14 protein-coding genes are annotated in these 19,621 nt (G+C 60.2%); all 14 read left to right on the top strand.

Features of this window, described 5'->3' with window-relative positions; translation table 11 throughout:
- Nucleotides 1-11 precede the first annotated feature (11 nt).
- The 14 genes from CRI93_RS02935 to CRI93_RS02870 all read left to right on the top strand — a co-directional run bounded on the left by CRI93_RS02935 (nucleotide 12) and on the right by CRI93_RS02870 (nucleotide 19,621).
- The gene (locus CRI93_RS02935) at nucleotides 12-1,505 is read left to right on the top strand and encodes a RagB/SusD family nutrient uptake outer membrane protein (RefSeq protein ID WP_176521648.1); all 1,494 of its coding nucleotides are present in this window, start codon (nucleotides 12-14) and stop codon (nucleotides 1,503-1,505) included.
- A 73-nt stretch (nucleotides 1,506-1,578) separates the two neighbouring features.
- Complete coding sequence (locus CRI93_RS02930; RefSeq protein ID WP_098061123.1) at nucleotides 1,579-3,168, top strand: alpha-N-arabinofuranosidase; 1,590 nt, start codon at nucleotides 1,579-1,581, stop codon at nucleotides 3,166-3,168.
- Nucleotides 3,169-3,212: 44 nt separating this feature from the next.
- On the top strand, nucleotides 3,213-4,247 hold the full coding sequence (locus CRI93_RS02925) for an arabinan endo-1,5-alpha-L-arabinosidase (protein WP_217992492.1): 1,035 nt from the start codon (nucleotides 3,213-3,215) through the stop codon (nucleotides 4,245-4,247).
- Nucleotides 4,248-4,362: 115 nt separating this feature from the next.
- Nucleotides 4,363-5,406 (top strand): arabinan endo-1,5-alpha-L-arabinosidase, encoded by a 1,044-nt coding sequence (locus CRI93_RS02920; protein WP_098061122.1) that lies wholly within the window; start codon nucleotides 4,363-4,365, stop codon nucleotides 5,404-5,406.
- A gap of 40 nt (nucleotides 5,407-5,446) precedes the next feature.
- Nucleotides 5,447-6,595: a glycoside hydrolase family 43 protein gene (locus tag CRI93_RS02915; RefSeq protein ID WP_098061121.1), complete on the top strand. Its 1,149-nt coding sequence runs from the start codon at nucleotides 5,447-5,449 to the stop codon at nucleotides 6,593-6,595.
- Between the two features lie 68 nt (nucleotides 6,596-6,663).
- Nucleotides 6,664-8,214 (top strand): alpha-N-arabinofuranosidase, encoded by a 1,551-nt coding sequence (locus CRI93_RS02910; protein ID WP_098061120.1) that lies wholly within the window; start codon nucleotides 6,664-6,666, stop codon nucleotides 8,212-8,214.
- 115 nt (nucleotides 8,215-8,329) lie between these two features.
- A complete protein-coding gene (locus CRI93_RS02905) occupies nucleotides 8,330-9,421 on the top strand; it encodes an aldose epimerase family protein (protein WP_217992491.1) in 1,092 nt (363 codons plus the stop codon).
- A 91-nt stretch (nucleotides 9,422-9,512) separates the two neighbouring features.
- Nucleotides 9,513-10,931 carry an L-fucose/L-arabinose isomerase family protein gene (locus CRI93_RS02900; protein ID WP_098061118.1) on the top strand — a complete coding sequence of 473 codons (1,419 nt, stop codon included), beginning with the start codon at nucleotides 9,513-9,515 and terminating at the stop codon, nucleotides 10,929-10,931.
- Nucleotides 10,932-11,098: 167 nt separating this feature from the next.
- Nucleotides 11,099-12,772 (top strand): sodium:solute symporter, encoded by a 1,674-nt coding sequence (locus tag CRI93_RS02895; RefSeq protein WP_098061117.1) that lies wholly within the window; start codon nucleotides 11,099-11,101, stop codon nucleotides 12,770-12,772.
- A 110-nt stretch (nucleotides 12,773-12,882) separates the two neighbouring features.
- Complete coding sequence (locus CRI93_RS02890) at nucleotides 12,883-13,893, top strand: arabinan endo-1,5-alpha-L-arabinosidase (RefSeq protein WP_176521646.1); 1,011 nt, start codon at nucleotides 12,883-12,885, stop codon at nucleotides 13,891-13,893.
- Between the two features lie 64 nt (nucleotides 13,894-13,957).
- On the top strand, nucleotides 13,958-15,973 hold the full coding sequence (gene tkt / locus CRI93_RS02885) for a transketolase (protein ID WP_098061115.1): 2,016 nt from the start codon (nucleotides 13,958-13,960) through the stop codon (nucleotides 15,971-15,973).
- Nucleotides 15,974-16,036: 63 nt separating this feature from the next.
- A complete protein-coding gene (fsa, locus tag CRI93_RS02880) occupies nucleotides 16,037-16,717 on the top strand; it encodes a fructose-6-phosphate aldolase (protein WP_098061114.1) in 681 nt (226 codons plus the stop codon).
- A 107-nt stretch (nucleotides 16,718-16,824) separates the two neighbouring features.
- A complete protein-coding gene (locus CRI93_RS02875; RefSeq protein ID WP_098061300.1) occupies nucleotides 16,825-17,871 on the top strand; it encodes a LacI family DNA-binding transcriptional regulator in 1,047 nt (348 codons plus the stop codon).
- A gap of 64 nt (nucleotides 17,872-17,935) precedes the next feature.
- The gene (locus tag CRI93_RS02870; protein ID WP_098061113.1) at nucleotides 17,936-19,621 is read left to right on the top strand and encodes a ribulokinase; all 1,686 of its coding nucleotides are present in this window, start codon (nucleotides 17,936-17,938) and stop codon (nucleotides 19,619-19,621) included.

Genomic DNA, 19,621 nt, shown 5'->3' with positions numbered 1-19,621 from the left:
TCGCCCTCCTCTTGGTCCTTTCATCGTGCGACGACGGGCTTCTGGACATTCAGAACCCGAATCAGCAGACGTCAGAGTCTTTCTGGAGCACCGGAGATCAGGCGCTCCAGGGGGTAAACGCGGCTTACGAGCCGCTCACCTACGACGGAATGTACAACCGCATGGTACACGCCGCGCAGGACATCCGAAGCGATGAGGCTGTGGCAGACAGCCCGTTTCCTCCGTACAGCAATGCAGATGAATTTGCCACTCCGGCCACCGATCTGATGGCTACGCTCATCTGGGATCAGACCTATCAGGGCGTGTACTATTCGAACCAGGTGATTACGAACGTCCCAGACATTGACATGGACGAGGAGTTGAAGAGCCGGATTCTGGGGGAGGCCCGCTTCCTGCGCTCTCACTACTACTTTAAACTGGTGAAGCTCTTCCGCAACGTTCCGCTCATCACGGAGGAAGTCACCGATCCCAGCAATGTGGCGCGTCCGCAGGCTGCCCCGGACAGCGTATGGGCGCAGATCATCCGCGATCTTGAGTTTGCGCAGGATAACCTTCCCGAGACGTACGACGCAGATGTGGGACGAGCAACGTGGGGAAGCGCGACGGCCTATCTTGGAAAGGCGCATCTCTTCAACGAAAACTGGGAGCAGGCCGACGCCGAATTCGAGAAGATCATCAACTCCGGGCTGTACAATCTGGTCGACAATCCGCGCTGGAACGGCGACCTCCAGCACGAGAACAACGCGGAGTCAATCTGGGAAATTCAGTTTACAACGGAGGTCGGTGGCAATGACGTCGGGTTCGGCGGGGTGCCAGCCCCCAACTGGGGCGAGGTGCAGTGGCGGTCGATCACCTTCTCACCAGTGGGTTATGGATTCGCCGACGTGGAGCCGACGCAGTCGCTCTATGACGACTTCCAGAACGAGGAGACGGTGAATGGAGAGGATGATCCCCGGCTTGGCGCGACGATGTTCTACAACCAACCTGGCGAAACGATCTACGGCGATAACTTTCAGGAGGTGTATGCCGACCAGATCAACGCCGGGCAGAATCCCATTTTCTGGCGGAAGTACCAATCCGACACAGGCAGCGGCGAGCCGGATACCGGAAGCGGCCTGAACATCCGAGCGATGCGCTACGCGGACGTGCTCCTCATGTACGCCGAAACGCGGAATGAGATTGGGGATCAGGTCACGGCGGCCCAGTACATCCAACAGGTGCGCGATCGCGCAAACCTACCGGACCGCGAGTCGGAATTCGCGGCGCTGTCCCAGGAAGAGATGCGGGATCGCATTGCCCAGGAGCGTAAGCTGGAACTGGCCGGTGAGGGCAAGCGCTTCGACGACATCCGGCGATGGGGTTGGCTCGACGACCCGGATAAAATGCAGCAGCTGATCGAAAATGATCCGGGCTTTGAGGGATACATAGATGGTCGAGAGTACCTGCCTATTCCGCAGGGCGAACTCGACACGAACCCGGCAGCTGAGCAGAATCCGGGCTATTAGAGAGGGAAAGTCCTTCGCATCCTCCTGGCCCTGAGAGCGCGACGTCAATCTCCTTCATCACAACATCCCGCTTATGCCTTCCCGCCCCACTCTTATCGCCGGACTCTTGCTGACCGTGGGCCTGCTTCTCGTGCCGGCCCCGACGGCAGCCCAGAACGCCGAGATCAAAATCGACATCGATCGTACCATCGGCGAAGTCGACTCGCTGATCTATGGCAACTTCGTGGAGCACCTGGGCCGCAATGTCTACGGCGGCATCTACGACCCAGACTCCCCACTTTCCAACGAACAGGGCTTCCGCGAAGACGTGATTCAGGCAACGCGGGATCTGAACGTGTCGCTGATGCGCTACCCGGGCGGCAACTTCGTGTCCAACTACGACTGGGAAGACGGTGTGGGCGAAGAGCGGCCCAACCGGCTGGAGCTGGCCTGGAGCCGGATCGAGTCCAATGAGTTCGGCACGAACGAATTTATGGAGTTCGCCGAGGCGGTGGACACCGAGCCCTACTTTGCCGTCAATCTGGGCACTGGCACCATTGAGGAGGCGCAGCAGTGGGTCGAGTATACCAACTATGAGGGCGGCACTTATTACTCGGAGCTCCGCAAGGAGCACGGCCACGAGGAGCCCTACGACATTAAGTATTGGAGTCTGGGCAACGAGATGGACGGCTACTGGCAGATCGGCCACCTCAACGCCGAGGACTACAGCAAAAAGGCCCGCGAGGCCGCCAAGATGATGACGCGCACCGATCCAGACCTCAGTCTCGTCGCTGCGGGGGCGTCCAACTTCCGCCCCGACGCCGATCCGATGCACTGGAATCGCATCGTGCTGGATGAACTGAAAGACGTCGTCGATTATATTGCCCTGCACATTTACGTGGGCGATCCGAACGACAATTACTACAACTTCCAGTCAACGCCCCACGTGATGGAAGAGCGGACCGAACTGGTGGAGGGGCTCATCGACATCGCCATGCAAGACGCAGATCGCGAGGACGAGATTAAGATTGCCTGGGACGAGTACAACGTCTGGTACCGGGCCCGGTCTGGCTCCGATATGGAAGGAGAGACAGCCCTGGAGGAACGCTACAACCTGTCCGACGCCCTCGTCATTGCCGGCTTTCTGAACGGCTTCATCCGGCAGGCCGACATCGTGAAGATGGCTAATCTGGCTCAGCTCGTGAATGTGATCGGGACGATGTTTACGACGCCAGACGACATGTTCAAGCAGACGATCTACTACCCGATCCAGCTCTACGCCGAGCACGCCTACGGCACCTCGCTCGACGTGCACGTCAACAGCGAGACGTACGACACCGACGAGTTCTTCATCGGACTCGGGGAGCAGCAGACGCAGCAATCCGACGTGCCCTACCTCGATGTCTCGGCCACCCATCAGGACGACGGTGAGGTCATCATCAACGTTGTGAATCGACATAGAGATGAGGCGATTACAACCGATCTCATTTCGCAGACCGGGGGCTTTGAGGGCCCGTTTGAGGTCTACGAGATCAACGGGCCGGATGTCAATGCACGCAATACCTTTGAGGAGCAGCCGGTGCAGACCGAGCAACTTGACGACGTACAGGGAGGCGGTGAGTCGTTCACGTACACTTTCCCGCCCCACTCCGTCACAATGCTGAAAGGTCGGATCGCGCAGTAGGTCCCTCATTCCGCAACCATTTTCCACCGAATCTACCCGTGCCCGTGAATACCTGGATTCCACGTTTCTGCCTGCCTGCCCGACGACTGGTGGCGCTCCTCGTAGCAATTGGGACGTTGGCCATCGCGTCGCCGAGTGCAGCCCAGGACGCTACACCCGGCATCCCGGCCCACGACCCGGTGATGGCGGAGCAAGACGGCACCTACTACCTCTTTACCACGGGCGAGGGCATCACGATGTGGTCGTCGCCCGACCGCGAAACTTGGACGCGCCAGGGGGCGGTGTTCGACGAGCCACCGTCGTGGGCGACCGAGGTGGTGCCGGAGTTCGACAACAGCATCTGGGCGCCCGACATTGCCGAGCACGACGGCACGTACTATCTCTATTATGCTGTCTCGTCGTTTGGCAGCAATGCCTCCGCCATTGGTGTGGCGACTTCGCCGACACTGAACCCAGACGCGAATGACTACGGATGGACCGACCATGGCATTGTGGTGGAGTCGGTGCCGGGGCGCGACGCTTGGAATGCGATTGATGCGAACTTGATCGTGGCCGAGGACGGGCAGCCCTGGCTCACGTTTGGCTCGTTCTGGAGCGGGGTCAAGCTGGTGGAGATGGCCACACCGCCTACTGAGTTGGCTGAGGATGCTGAATGGCACAACTTGGCTGGGCAGCATCGCTACCGGAAGCTCGATCCGAGGGATGCAGGTGATCGGATGAATGGGGCTATCGAGGCGCCCTTTCTCTTCAAACACGGCGACTACTACTACCTTTTCGCCTCGTGGGGGCTCTGCTGCCGGGGCGAGGAGAGCACCTACAAAGTCGTAGTGGGGCGCTCACAGGACATTACGGGGCCATACTTGGACAAGGAAGACCAGGAGATGCGGCTGGGTGGCGGGTCACTCGTGGTGGATGGCAATGAGCGGTGGGCCGGGGTCGGGCACAGCGCCGCTTACACGTTCGACGGCACCGACTACCTTGCCTTTCACGGCTACGACCGACAGGACGACGGCAACTCAAAGCTCTGGATCCGCGAGATCGAATGGTTCCACGGCTGGCCCAAGGTCTCGCTTGAGTAGACCACTCCGACACGCCCTACTACTGCTTTTTCTGCTTGACGACTCTGCCTTTATGATTGCGCCACGATTCCTCATACGTTGGCCAGCACTGCTCATTACAGTGGCAGTGCTGACTATGGCTGGACCGCTCGTTGCTTCTGTTGCCGCACAGCCCACAGAGACGCCGATCCACGACCCGGTGATGGCACAGGACGGGGACCGCTACTATCTATTTGGAACGGGGGAGGGAATCGCGGTATGGTCTGCATCCGAACTGGATGGAGAGTGGACGCAAGAGCCCTCGATTTTTGACGAGGCCCCCGAGTGGACCAGCCAGGTCGTTCCCAATTTCGACAACGTCATCTGGGCACCGGATGTGCGCCAGCACCAGGGCCGCTACTACGTTTACTACTCGGTGTCCCAGTTTGGACGCAACTCGTCGGCCATCGGTGTGGTGACGACGCCTACCCTTGACTCGGACGATCCGAACCACGAGTGGACTGATCACGGCATCGTCATTCAGTCTGTGCCGGAGCGCGACCGGTGGAATGCAATCGATGCCAATCTTGCGTTCGACGATGACGGGTCGCCCTGGCTTGCGTTCGGGTCACACTGGCTCGGCATCAAGATGGTTAGGCTCGACAGCACGCTTACCGAGTTGGCAACGCCGCAGGAGTGGCGCCATGTGGCCGAGCGGCATCGCTACTGGAAGGTCCACCCGCGAGACGCGGGCGATTCGGCTAATCCAGAGCTCAACTACGACTCGCTCTATACTGAGCAGATCGTGGAGCTGAACCGCGACTCGGAGAGTGGAGCCATAGAGGCGCCGTTCGTCTTCCAGCATGGCGACTACTACTACCTCTTCGTCTCGTGGGACCGGTGCTGTCGCGGTGTGGAAAGCACCTACAAAGTCGTTGTGGGTCGGTCTCAAAGCATCACAGGGCCCTACGTGGATAAGGAGGGCGAGGCCCTGCGACACGGTGGTGGCTCGCTGGTGGTGCATGGCCTCGAAGACCACAACCGGTGGGCTGCGCATGGCCACAACTCCGCCTACACGTTCGACGGCACCGATTACCTTGTTTTCCACGCTTATGATGCGCAGGACGATGGAACCGCCAAGCTGATGATCGAAGAAATCGAGTGGCGCGATGGATGGCCCGTAGTGTCTTTCACTGAATAACACCCCGCGATGAACGCTCCGGCAGGGGCCGACTGACACCATGTATACGTTCATTACCACCGGTTTCAGCTGTCCACGTGGCGTGTCGCCGGGCCTTTCCCGGCCCGCCGCGCTACTGGTCGTCGTCCTGGCTCTGGGGAGCATGACAGCCTGCGACAAACAGGCGCCGACCATGTCATCCGCAGAAGAGAACGACGAACGCGAGGTTGACGGACCCGCGTACGAAAACCCGGTGCTGGGGCGGGACTTTCCCGATCCGGCGGTGCTCCAGGGACCCGATGGCACGTACTACGCCTACGCTACCGAGACGCTGATCGACGGCACCTTCTACAACATCCAGGTGGCCACCTCCGAGACTCTTGTGGATTGGACGTGGGAGGGCGACGCGATGCCCACGGGGGTCGACTGGGCAGAGGAGGGACGAAGCTACTGGGCACCCCATGTCGTCTACGCGCCAGAGCAGCACCGCTACATCATGTACTTCTCGGCCCATCACGATCAGAAAGATACCAAGTGCCTGGCAACGGCCACGTCCGAGAATCCCCTGGGACCTTTTCAGCACGACGGCGAGCCCCTCCGCTGCGGCGACGGCTTTAAAGCTATCGACCCAATGGCGCTTGACGATCCCGAAAGCGGTACGAGCTACCTTTACTGGGGCTCCCACGGCGAACCGATCCGTGCGCAGCCGCTGTCCGACAGCCGCACTGAGTTTGAGGACGACACCGAGCCCACTGCCGTCGTACATCCCAACCCGGATGCGCCCTACGGTGGCCTAATCGAGGGTGCGTGGACGATCTACCGAGACAGCACCTATTATCTTTTTTACTCCGGCGACAACTGCTGCGGTGAAAATGCGCACTACGCCGTGATGGTGGCACGGGCTGATAATCCCACTGGACCCTTTATAACGCGGGGCGAGGCGCAAGGCACAGCTCGGAGCACCATTCTCACCGCCAACGACACCTGGAAGGCTCCCGGGCATAACTCCGTGATTCGCGATGCCGACGGCACGGATTGGATGGTGTACCACGCCATCAACCGTGCCCAGCCCACCCGCCCCACCGGCACAGGCATGCGCTGGGACCGGCGCGTGATGTTGATGGACCGCATTGTGTATGAGGAGGGGTGGCCTCGGATCGAAAACGCCAGTCCCTCTACCGCCTCCCCCATACCTGCAACCGCTAACTGACAGAGCGAACGCTGCTTCGTACGCTGAGCTGACCCGCTTTTGTAATCCTTAAACCAATTTATTCCGCTATGGCTCGACGCTTATCCGTGCTTCTGTTTCTGCTCTTGGCTGGGCTGCTGATGGTGTCTCCAACCCAGGCTCAAGAGACCGAACCCCTGCGTGGCGCCATCAACGCCGACCAGGGCGAGACTACCATTAGCCGACACATCTATGGCCATTTCGCTGAGCACCTGGGCGAGGACATATACGGCGGCTTCTGGATCCAAGACGATCAGAACAATTGGCAGTATAACCAGCAGGTGATCGATGCTCTCAACCAGCTCAACATTCCAAATGTGCGCTGGCCCGGCGGCTGCTTCGCCGACTATTACCACTGGAAGGATGGCATTGGCCCGCGCGATGAGCGCCCCGACCAGGTGAACACCATCTGGGGCGCTGTGACGGAGGACAATAGCTTCGGCACGCACGAATTCATGGGCCTCGTCGATCGCCTCGACGCCGAGCCCATCATCGTGGGCAACGTGGGCAGCGGCACGGTTGAGGAAATGAACGACTGGTGGAAGTATCTGAACCACGAAGGGCCGGGCCCGATGGCTGATCTCCGCGCCGAAAACGGACGCGAAGAGCCGTGGGGTGTCGAATACTTTGGAGTGGGGAACGAGAGCTGGGGGTGTGGCGGCCAGATGCGCCCCCAGTACTACGCCGACCTCTACAGGCGCTTCGCAGAGTATCTGCGGCCGCAGGTCGGGACGGATCCGTACCGCATCGCCGCCGGACCAAACGGGGACGACTACGAGTGGATGCGCACGCTCATGGAAGAGGCCGGCTACATGATTGACGGCATCGACCTGCACCACTACACAATCGTAGGCACGTGGGAAAACAAGGGCTCGGCTACCGACTTTGCGGAAGACGGCTGGTTTGAGGCTATGCAGGGATCGCACTACATGGATGAGCTGCTCACGCGTCACTCCACGATCATGGATCAGTACGATCCAGAGAAGGAGACGTCTCTCATCGTTGGCGAGTGGGGCATGTGGCACGACCCCATGCCAGGCACCAACCCGGGCTTTCTGAAGCAGCAGAACACGCTGCGGGACGCCCTGGTGGCAGCGCTTCACCTCAACATTTTCAACCAGCATGCTGACCGCGTACGCATGGCCAACCTTGCCCAGACAGTGAACGTGCTGCAGGCGCTCGTCCTCTACGACGACGGCCAGCTGGTGAAGACGCCCACCTACCACATTTTCGACATGTACAAGGCCCACCAGGACGCCACGCTCCTCCCAATGGCCTTTGACCAGGGCGTTTATGAGCACAATGGGGAAGAAACCCCAGCGGTTAGTGCCTCGGCCTCGCAAGACGAGGAGGGGCGCATCCACGTCACTTTGGCCAACACCGACCCGAATCAGTCGCGCACGGTGACGACCGAGCTGCGAGGGCAAGACGTGTCCTCGGTCACCGGACGCGTGCTCACTGCCGAGCAGATGAACGCGCACAACACGTTCGAGCAGCCGGAGCGGCTCACCCCCTCCTCGTTCGACGGCGCGCAGCTTGACGGTAATACGCTCACAATAGAGTTGCCGGCGAAGTCTGTCGTGTCGCTGGAATTGCGGTAGCACTCTCTTTCCTTAATCTCTCAATACACCGATGCGGATTCGATTCCTGGCAGTTTTGATGTTGGCAATACCCCTTTTAGGCGGCTGTGCAGAGGCCCCCGACACCTCTCCAAGCGTGGAACAGTCCCACTTTGGGGTAACCCCCTCAGGGGATTCGGTGGCGGTGTTCGCGCTCCAAGGTGCAGACGGAATGCAGATGGAAGCCATGACATACGGTGGCATCATCCTGTCTCTGGAGGTGCCAGACGGGGAGGGCGCTCTGGAGGATGTGGCTCTCGGCTTCGATTCCCTCGCGGCGTATACGCGGGATGCCTACCGAAGCGCTAACCCGTACTTCGGTGCCGTCATTGGGCGCTATGGCAATCGCATTGACGAGGGGCGCTTCTCGGTGAACGGCGACACGTATACCCTGGCCACGAACAACGGGCCCAATCACCTCCACGGAGGCCGTGAAGGCTTCGACCAGGTGGTGTGGAATGCCGAGCCATTTCATCGGGCCGACTCAGTCGGGCTCACCCTCACCCATACGAGTCCCGACGGACATGGCGGCTACCCGGGCCGCCTGGACGTGACCGTCACCTACACCCTCGCGCCCGGAAACGAGTTGGTGATCGACTACGAGGCAACGACCACTGAAACCACCCCGGTCAATCTGACCCAGCACAGCTACTTCAACCTCGGAGGCGGCGATAGCGAATCGATCCTGGACCACCGCCTCAAGATCCACGCGGAGGCGTATACGCCGGTCGACTCGACGCTCATTCCGATTGGGGAGTACCGCCCGGTGCAAGACACGCCGTTTGACTTCACCTCGTTTACGCCGATTGGAGAGCGCATTGGCGCAGAGAACCGTCAGATTGGTATCGCAGGGGGGTACGACCACAATTTTGTGCTGGCGCGCGAGGACAGCGACAGCCTGCGGATGGCAGCGGAGGTGTACGACCCGGAGAGTGGGCGGCTCATGACCGTGCGCACGACCGAGCCGGGTCTGCAGTTCTACTCAGGCAATTTTCTGGACGGCTCCTTTACCAGCAAGAGCGGGGCGCCCTACCGGCAGCACGCCGGGTTTGCTCTGGAGACGCAGCACTTCCCTGACTCGCCGAACCAAGCGGACTTTCCTTCCACGCTGCTCCGTCCCAACGAGACCTACCGCTCACGAACCGTGTACGGGTTTTCGACGCCCGACTCCCTCAACACGGGGCCGTAGCGACTCCCTGAACCTCTCCCGTGCTCATCCCTTTCAAGAGGTTGGTTATGGGAGATGAAACGATTAACTTTAATTAGTAAACTTTTACCTCATGAACGGACTCGAATCCAGCCCTTCCTCGCAGAATCCCCCCCGCGTAGGCCTGCTGGGCATTATGCAGGAGCTCTACGACGACATGATTCCCGGCATCACCGAGACACAGGGAGAGTACGCCCAGAACATCGTAGATCGGCTCGACGGCCCGGTGGATGTGACGTTCGAGGGCCCGGCTCGCAACCGGCAGGACATCGAACGGCAGATGAAGCGATTCAATGACGAGGGGCTCGATGGCGTTGTCCTGGTGATGCTCACCTACGGCCCGGCCATGCGCACCGTACGGGCGCTCTCGGAGAACGAACTGCCTGTTATGCTCGCCAACGTACAGCCAGAGCGCAACATCACAAAGAAGTGGGACATGGACGACCTGACGTACAATCAGGGCGTGCATGGAGCGCAAGATCTTGCCAACACCTTGGTCCGGTTGGGCATCGACGCGCCGATTATCTCGGAAGACTGGCGCTCGGATCGGTTCGTAGAGTTTGTGACGGACTGGGCGCATGCTGCGCGCGCCGAGCGCTCAATGCGAGACATGCGGGTTGCCCAGTTTGGGCAGATGCCAGGAATGGGAGACATTACAACCAGCGAGCATGCGTTCATGAAGCACCTCGGTCCGCAAGTGGATCGGCTCAGCATGGGGTTGATCGACGAACGGATGCGCGCGGTGTCCGACGAGGCCGTGGCCGCTGCCATGGCCGCCGACGCGAAGCGCTTCGAGATCGACGACGACCTGTCTGACGACGCGCACGAGTATGCCTCGCGCTTCGAGGTCGCCATTCAGAGCCTGCTGGAAGAAGAGGGGTATGATGGCTTCAGCATTTACTTTGACGCGGTGGGAGACGACGGGCGGTTTGAGCAACTTCACATGCTTGCAGCCTCGAACCTGATGGCGAAGGGCTACGGCTACGCCGCCGAGGGCGACGCCTGCTGTACAAGCCTCGTGACGGCGGGACACCGACTGGCGTCCGATGCCCATTTCACCGAAATGTATGCGATGGACTTCGACCGTGACTCTATCCTCCAGAGCCACATGGGGGAGGGCAACTGGAAAATTGCGCGGAAGGACCGGCCGGTGAAGCTGATTGACCGGCCGCTGGGGATCGGCGGACTCGACAACCCGCCCACAGTGCTCTTTATGGCCGAGCCAGGGCCCGCGACGCTCGTGTCGCTCGCGCCGGTGGGAAGCGACGAGTACCGACTCGTGGTGGCAAATGGCGAGATCCTCGACACCGACGAGTTGCCGAATGTAGAGATGCCGTATTTCCACTTTCGTCCTGACTCAGGCGTGCGTGATTGCCTGGACGGGTGGCTGAAGAATGGGGGAACCCATCATCAATGCCTTCATCTCGGCGACGTGAGCCGTCGCTGGGAGATGTGGAGCGACATGCTCGACATTGAGGTCGTGCACGTATAAAAAGAAATTCGGTGTCGCCATTTTTGCGCGAGCTTGCTTCCTCTGAGATTCGCATCCAAGGAGGCCCGAAGCACAACACACATTCTTGCTTCTCTGCCCGCCTACGCTCCGACCGGCAGCGTGTAGAGATAGCAGTCATCCTTTCCTGACTTCAACGACTCGACGTTATGACTCCACTTGATTGGGCCGTTGTGGGCGTATACTTCGCCCTGTTGATAGGTATTGTATGGTGGTCCGCGATGGGGATTAGCACCTCGTCCGACTACTTCCTGGCGGGACGAGATGTGGGATGGTTTGCCATTGGGGCCTCCCTGTTCGCATCCAACATCGGGTCGGAGCACATCGTGGGATTGGCTGGCAGCGGGGCTCTCAACGGCATGGCCCAGGCGCACTGGGAGCTGCAGGCATGGGTCCTGGTGATGTTGGCCTGGATTTTTGTGCCGTTCTACTACCGGGCGGATGTCTTTACGATGCCCGAGTTTTTGGAGAAACGGTTCGACGGGCGCACGCGCTGGGTGCTCTCCACGGTGTCGTTGGTGGCGTACGTGTTTACGAAGGTATCGGTAACAGTGTACGCCGGGGCGCTGGTCTTCGAAACGTTATTGCCGACCACCTTCGGCACGCCGGAGAATGCGTTCTGGGTTGGCGCATTCTCAACGGTCATCCTCACAGGCCTGTACACGGTATTTGGGGGGTTGCGGGCCGTCGTCTACACAGAGGTATTGCAGACGGGCCTTCTGCTGATCGGTTCAGTCTTTATCACCATCTTCGGCCTCTACCAGCTTGGGGGATGGGGCGAGTTGCAGGCTACCCTTTCCCAGAATCCCGAGCGGTTCGCGCTATGGCGGGGGCTGGATGACCCATCGTTTCCCTGGCTGGGCGTCATGATCGCTTCGCCAATCATCGGGGTCTGGTACTGGTGCACCGACCAGTATGTCGTGCAGCGCACGCTGGCGGCTCGGTCGCTCTCCGATGCCCAACTGGGATCTGTGTGGGGCGGATTTCTGAAGGTGTGGCCCATATTTGTCTTCATGGTACCCGGCATGATCGGATATGCTATGGTGCAGGAAGGTATGCTGTCGATCCCGATGGGACCGGATGGAGAGAAGATCAATGGCGATATGGTCTTCCCTATAATGGTAAGAGAGCTACTTCCCATGGGGCTGCGCGGCCTTGTGGTGGGGGGCGTGCTCTCGGCACTCATGAGCTCGCTCTCTTCGCTCTTCAACTCGTGTGCGACGCTCTTCACCAAAGACATCTACGAGAAGTTGCGCCCCGGCATGTCGGAGACGCACCTGGTCCGTGTCGGGCGGATCGCGACGGGCGTAGTCGTGGGCTTTGGGCTGCTCTGGATTCCGATTATGAAGGAAATGGCGGAGGGCGGCGGAGGGCTCTACGACTACCTCCAGCAGGTGCAGGGTCTTCTGGCGCCGCCCATTGTGTCGGTGTTCGTGTTAGGACTCTTCTACGACCGTGTCAATGCCCGAGGAGCAGTGTGGGGGCTGGTAGCCGGATTTGTGATCGGCATGATCAAGCTCACCTTACAGGCGATGGCAGAAAGCGGGGCGTTGGGAACCGAAGGCATGCTTTACAGCATCGGCATCTTCAACGGCTACTACTTCACGGGTGTGCTGCTTCTCATTAGCTTAGCGATCATCATAGGAGTTTCGCTCATGGGGGAAGCACCGAAGAAGGAGAAACTGGAGTTTACCTACGGAAACGTGACGCCGGAGGAACGGACAGAGAATCGGGCGGTGGGGGAAGCGGCCGTTTGGGCCTCGGTGGCCGTCTTGGTTCTTGTTGCAGCAGTGTACATATACTTCAGCTTTTGGCTTCAGTAGCGTTCGACAGTAGCGTTCGACATCTGCGCATTACAACAGTTGTGAGTATGTACAAGATCAAGGAACACCCAACGTTGGAGCGTTCGCTCCAATCATCGTACAGGTGGGGCATGGCAGTTCTCATGGTAGCCCTCGGGATATTCGGGGTGGGATGTGATAGTCAGGAGGCTACAAGGGCTCCTGAAGAAGACCCCGAGCCGACGGAGGTGCCCGAGATGGTAACCCTCACGGGAGATTTGCAGGATGTGCACGACCCTGCAATCATCCAGGCCCACGGCCAGTACTACCTGTACTCAACTGGGGGCGGAATTCAATGGCGTCGCTCGTCGGAGACAACGCAGTGGACCTATCAGGGGGACGTGCTCGGCGAGGTGCCCGCATGGGCCGAGCCTATCACGGAAGGCGACCTCTGGGCCCCAGATGTAGCGTACTTCAATGAGCAATATCATCTCTACTACTCGGCTTCCACCTTTGGAAGCGGCCGCTCAGCCATTGGAGTTGCAACAACCCCTACACTAAGTCCCGACCGTGCCAACTACGAATGGACGGATCATGGGAAAGTAATCGAGTCGTACGAGTCCGATTCGTATAACGCTATTGATCCTGCCCTTTTCGTAGACGACCAGGACCGGGTGTGGATGGCCTTCGGGAGTTGGAACGAGACCGGGATTCGCATGCGGCGCCTCGATCCAGAAACCGGCATGCCCTCCGACACGGACTCGACCCTGTACCAGCTGGCCAACCGACCCAACGCGGCCGAAAACGCCATCGAGGCCCCATATCTCATCCACCGCGATGGCTACTACTACCTCTTCGTATCGTTTGGCCACTGTTGTCAGGGCGTCGACAGCGACTACAACGTGCGGGTCGGCCGGTCCGAGTCCATAACGGGTCCGTACGTAGACCGGGACGGGACCCCGATGACGGAGGGGGGCGGAACGCTTGTCATTGAGAGCACCCCAAACTGGAAGGGTACCGGTCACAATTCTGTGTTGCAGGAGGATGGAGAGACGTACCTTGTCTATCATGCGTACTCGGTGTCGGAGGATGGCACGCCGCACCTACGCATCTCGCCGATAGAGTGGGAGAACGGCTGGCCGGTTGTCCCCATGACCCAGTAAGAATAGACGATCCAGCAACACGCTGACCTTCACGACCCAATCTAAACTGCAAGAATCGATCGCTATGGCTCACCCTCTTCTCGAAAACGTTGACATTGAGACCCAGACCATCAATGCCATTCGGTTTTTGTCGGCCGATGCGGTGGAGCGTGCGGGAAGCGGGCACCCGGGCGCGCCAATGGGGCTGGCTCCGGTGGCGTATACACTGTGGATGCGGCACCTGCGCCACAGTCCCGAGGCTCCGCAGTGGCCCAACCGTGACCGCTTTGTGCTGTCAGCCGGCCACGCGTCGATGTTGCTCTACAGCCTGCTACACCTCACGGGCTACGATCTGTCGATGCAGGAGCTCAAGAACTTCCGGCAGTGGGGAAGCAAAACGCCCGGTCACCCAGAGGCGCATCTCACAGCGGGCGTCGAGACCACGACCGGTCCTCTCGGGCAGGGCTTTGCCAACGGCGTGGGCATGGCCCTTGCCGAGCAACTGCTGGCCGACCAGTTCAACACGGCAGAGCATGAGATTGTCGATCACCACACCTATGCCCTCGTGAGCGACGGGGATGTGATGGAGGGCATCGCGCAGGAAACAGCCTCGCTGGCGGGGCACCTTGGCCTCGGCAAGCTTGTCTACCTCTACGACGACAACCGCATTACGATTGACGGCGGCACAGACCTCTCCTTTACCGAGGACGTGGGTCAGCGCTTCGAGGCCTACGGCTGGCACGTCCAGCGCGTTGACGATGCCAATGATCTCGACGCTGTAGACCTGGCCATCGAAGAGGCAAAAGCCGAGACGGATCGCCCTTCGATTATTGCCGTCCGGTCGCACATCGGCTACGGGAGTCCCAACAAACAGGACACGGCCGGGGCCCATGGGGCGCCGCTGGGCGAGGACGAACTGCGTCGCGCAAAGGAGGCCCTTGGCTGGCCCGCGGACGAGACGTTCTACGTGCCCGAGGCGGTCTACGATCACATGCGGGCGGCGGTGGACGACGGACAGGCGCTCCAGACGGACTGGGAAGAGAAGCTTGAGGCGTTCCAGAACGACCACCCCGAGAAGGCGGCTGAGTACAAGCGGTGGATGCGCCGGACGCCACCGGAAGGGTGGGAGAAGGCACTGCCCACCTTCGAGGCAGGTGAGCAGTACGCGACCCGGAAGGCAAGTGGCATCACCTTGAACGACCTCGCGCCCGAGGTGGGTTATCTCGTAGGTGGATCGGCTGACCTCACAGGCTCGAATAAGACCGACGTGGATGGCCGAACGGACTTCCAGAAGGACAACCCCGGCGGGCGATACTTGCGATTTGGAGTGCGAGAGCACGCGATGGCCGGTATGTCGAACGGCATGGCTTTGCACGGCGGCCTCCAGCCGTACGCCGGCACGTTCCTCATCTTTAGCGACTACCTGCGTCCGTCGCTTCGTCTTAGCGCGCTGATGGAGCAGCCGGTCGTCTACGTATTCACCCACGACTCGATTGGGCTCGGGGAAGACGGACCCACACACCAGCCGGTCGAGCACCTGATGGCACTCCGGGCCATTCCCAATCTCACGCTTATCCGCCCCGCCGACGCGAACGAGGCCGTGGAGGCATGGAAAGCGGCTGTGACGAACACAGATGGCCCCACGGCCCTCGTCCTCACCCGGCAGAAGCTCCCCGTGCTGGACCGTTCCCGGCTGGCGCCTGCTCAGGGCGTGCAGCGCGGCGGCTACGTGATTCAAGATACCAACGGTTCACCAGACGTTATCCTCATTGGCACCGGAAGCGAGACGCAGCACACCCTGGTGGCCGCCGATGCGCTGGCTGACGACGGCATTGCGGCGCGGGCGGTGAGCATGCCGTCATGGGAGCTCTTTGAGACGCAGTCGGAGACGTACCGGCGCACGGTGCTCCCGCCAGAGGTTACGGCGCGGGTGTCGATCGAAGCAGGGGTGACGCAAGGCTGGGAGCGCTACGTGGGGGACGACGGAGTCGCGCTCGGCGTTGACCGCTTCGGCGCTTCGGCCCCGGGCGAGCAGGTTATGAAGAAGTACGGCATCACCGCCGAGCATGTGGCCGATGCCGCGCGCAAGCTGATCGGTTAGCGACCAGCCATCAGCCGCACCATATGTCATTCACTATTCTACGCCCCAATTAGCAACAGAGCCATGAAGTTTTTTGTAGACACAGCCAACCTTGAGGAGATACGCGAAGCAGCGGATATGGGCATCCTCGACGGGGTGACGACCAACCCCTCGCTGGTTAAAGCTGAGGGCAACATCGACTTTCATGACCATGTCGTTCGCATTTGCGAGATTGTGGGAGAAGGAAACGACGTGTCCGCAGAGGTGACGGCCACCGACTTCGAGGGTATGATGGAGGAGGCCCATCAGTTGGCGCCTCTCCACGAGAACGTGGTGGTAAAGATTCCCCTGATCAAGGCAGGAATCAAAGCTCTGCGGGCGCTCGACCAGGAGGGAATCCGGACGAACTGCACACTGTGCTTCTCGCCGACGCAGGCGCTTTTGGCAGCGAAGGCAGGAGCAGACTATATCAGCCCGTTCATCGGTCGAATCGATGACATCAGTTCCGACGGGATGGGGCTGATCGAGGAGATCCGCCAGATCTATGACAACTATGAAGCGCTGGACACCGAGATCCTGGCGGCGTCGATCCGACACCCAACGCACGTGAAGCGGTCGGCGCTCGCGGGAGCAGATGTGGCCACGATGCCATTCGGAACGCTCACGTCGCTTCTGGACCATCCGCTTACGGACCGAGGTCTGGAGCGCTTTCTTGAAGACTGGGAGGCGTACAAAGAGACCCGCACGACCGTGAGTGCAAGTTGATACCGCTACACCGTCTTCGCTGGCAATTGCCTGCACCGAATGGACCTTCTGGAGAGGTTAAGTCTTCCATGGCGGTGAAGCGATTAACTAAACAACATCTATTCGCGATGGGATCTAAAACCACAATCAAAGATGTAGCGGAGCGAGCAGGAGTATCGAGCGCCACCGTCTCCAATGTGATGAACGACAAGGGGAAGGTGAGCGAGAGCACGCGGAAGACGGTGCTCAAAGCCGTCGAGGCGCTCAATTACCGCCCGAATGCGTCGGCTCAGCGCCGCCTTCAGAAGGGAACGCGGAGCAGCATCGGGCTCGTGGTGAAAGAGATCCACAACCCTTACTTCGCGGATGTGACGGTGGGCGTCCAGAAAAAGGCTGAGGAAGAGGGCTATGAGATTATGCTGTCCAGCTCCGAGGGCCGCCGAGAGACAGAGCGCGGGATCGTGGAGTTGTTTGTAGAGAAGGATGTCGACGGCATCATTATCAACCCGCTGCTGGACCGGGAAGCGGACCTGTCCCACCTTTTCGAACTCAAGCGGCGCAACATTCCGTTTGTGTTGCTGGAGGAGGTACATGGGCTCAAAGCGAGTCTGGTTGACATCGACAACGTAGAGGCCGCCCAGGAACTGACCACGTATCTGATTGATCGAGGTCACGAGGACATCATCCACTTTTCTGGTCCCGAGTACTCGATGCACAGCGAAGAGCGAGTTCAAGGCTTCCGGCGCACGTTCTTCGAGTCGGGGCTCGTCTATAGTGAGGACTACGTGGTACGGGCTGGAGCACACCTCCGAGACGGGTACGAGACCGGTATGACGTACTTCCAGGAGACGGACCGGGCGGACTGGCCCACAGCGGTCACCTGCTATAACGACCTCGTGGCTATCGGACTGCTCCGTGCTCTCCGCGAATTGGAGGTAAGCGTGCCAGAGGAGGTGTCGGTGGCGGGCTTTGACAACATTGAGATCTGCGAGTACGCACCAGTGCCTCTCACCACGATAGGAGTGCCCACCGAGGAAATGGGCCAAACGGCGGTGGAGGTGCTGCTACGCCACATCGAGTCGGAGGGCGACCACACCCCAGAGGTGGTCAATCTGGAGCCAAAGATGACAGTACGCGCCTCTACGGCGCCGGCCCCCACGACGGTAAAGGCGTAGTCCGAACGGACTTTGCACGGAAGCAGGAGCACACTGACCCTACGAAATAGAAAGCCACATTTCGATGACGGATTCGACTGCTGAGACGGGACGCTACGCCCTTGGATTGGATTACGGAACGCAATCGGTGCGTGCCATCGTCGTAGACGTAGCGACGGGGACGGAGATAGGCACCGGTGTGTTTGAGTACCCTTCCGGTAAGAATGGGATACTGGTAGATCCGGATCGCCCTCACCTCGCCCGCCAGAACCCGGCAGACTACCTGGAAGGGTTGGAGAAAAGCACGGCTCGGGCGCTGGCTGAGGCCGAGACCCACGATGCCTTTTCGAGAGAGCAGGTGATTGGCATCGGGGTCGACACAACGGGCTCAACACCGATGCCAGTAGACAAAGAGGGGACTCCTCTCGCACTACACGATGCGTTTTCGGATGAACTGAGCGCCCATGTGTGGCTGTGGAAAGACCACACCGGCCACGCCGAGGCGGAGGAGATCACCGAAACGGCTCGGAAACTGCGCCCGGAGTATCTGGCGAAGTGCGGCGGCACGTACAGCTCCGAGTGGTACTGGTCAAAAATTCTGCACTGCCTGCGCACAGCGCCACAGACATACGAGGCGGCCCACACCTGGATCGAGCACATCGACTGGATCCCTGCTGTCCTCACAGGCACCGACCATCCCGATACCCTAAAGCGCTCGGTGTGCGCAGCGGGCCACAAGGCGATGTACAACGAAGAGTGGGGAGGCTACCCAGATGCCGAATTCCTGGCTGAGCTGGACGAGCGACTGGTGGAACTACGGGAGACGCTTCCTGAGGAGACCTACGACGCCTCTGAGGCAGCCGGTACTCTCACGGAGGAGTGGAGCGAGCGACTGGGACTGCCGACGGGCATTCCCGTAGCGGTAGGAGCGTTCGACGCACACCTGGGCGCAGTGGGGGCGGGCATCGAGACCAATACGCTGGTGAAGATCATTGGGACCTCCACCTGTGACCTCATGATTACCCCCATCGAGCGGGACTTGGCCGACATTCCCGGGCTCTGTGGTATCGTCCCGGGCTCGGTAATGCCGGAGCATTACGGCCTGGAGGCCGGACAGTCCGCCGTCGGTGACATTTTCGACTGGTTCGTGCGCGTGGTGAAGCCAGACGGCATGAGTCACGACGAGCTCACAGAGGGGGCGAAGGAACTGGCCCCGGGCGAGAGTGGACTGCTGGGGCTCGACTGGCACAACGGCAACCGGACGGTGCTGGTGGACCAGCGCCTCACGGGCATGCTGATGGGAATGACGCTCCACACCACCCCGGCCGAGATCTACCGCGCTCTCGTCGAGTCGACGGCCTTTGGCGCGCGCGTCATCATGGAGCGTTACGAGGAATACGGTGTGGAGGTTGAACGCATCGTCAACTGCGGGGGGATTTCGGACAAGAACCCGATGGTGATGCAGATCTACGCTGACGTGTTGGGGCGGCCCCTCCGCATCTCCAGTAGCTCGCAGACCCCGGCCCTCGGCGCCGCCATCTCCGGGACCGTTGTGGCAGGCGGGCACCCCGACTTCGATGCGGCCATCGACGCCATGACGAGCACAAAGGACGTAGTCTTCGAGCCCGACCCAGCACATCGCAAGATTTATGATCGCCTCTATGACCTCTACCGTCGCGTGCACGACGCCTTTGGGGTGAAGGGCACGGAGGACGACCTCTACGACGTAATGAAGACCCTGCTCGATATTCGCGACAAAGTACGGAGTTAA

Source organism: Longimonas halophila (genome assembly GCF_002554705.1).
Lineage (GTDB): Bacteria > Bacteroidota > Rhodothermia > Rhodothermales > Salinibacteraceae > Longimonas > Longimonas halophila.
This window is presented reverse-complemented; position numbering and strand designations above follow the sequence as displayed.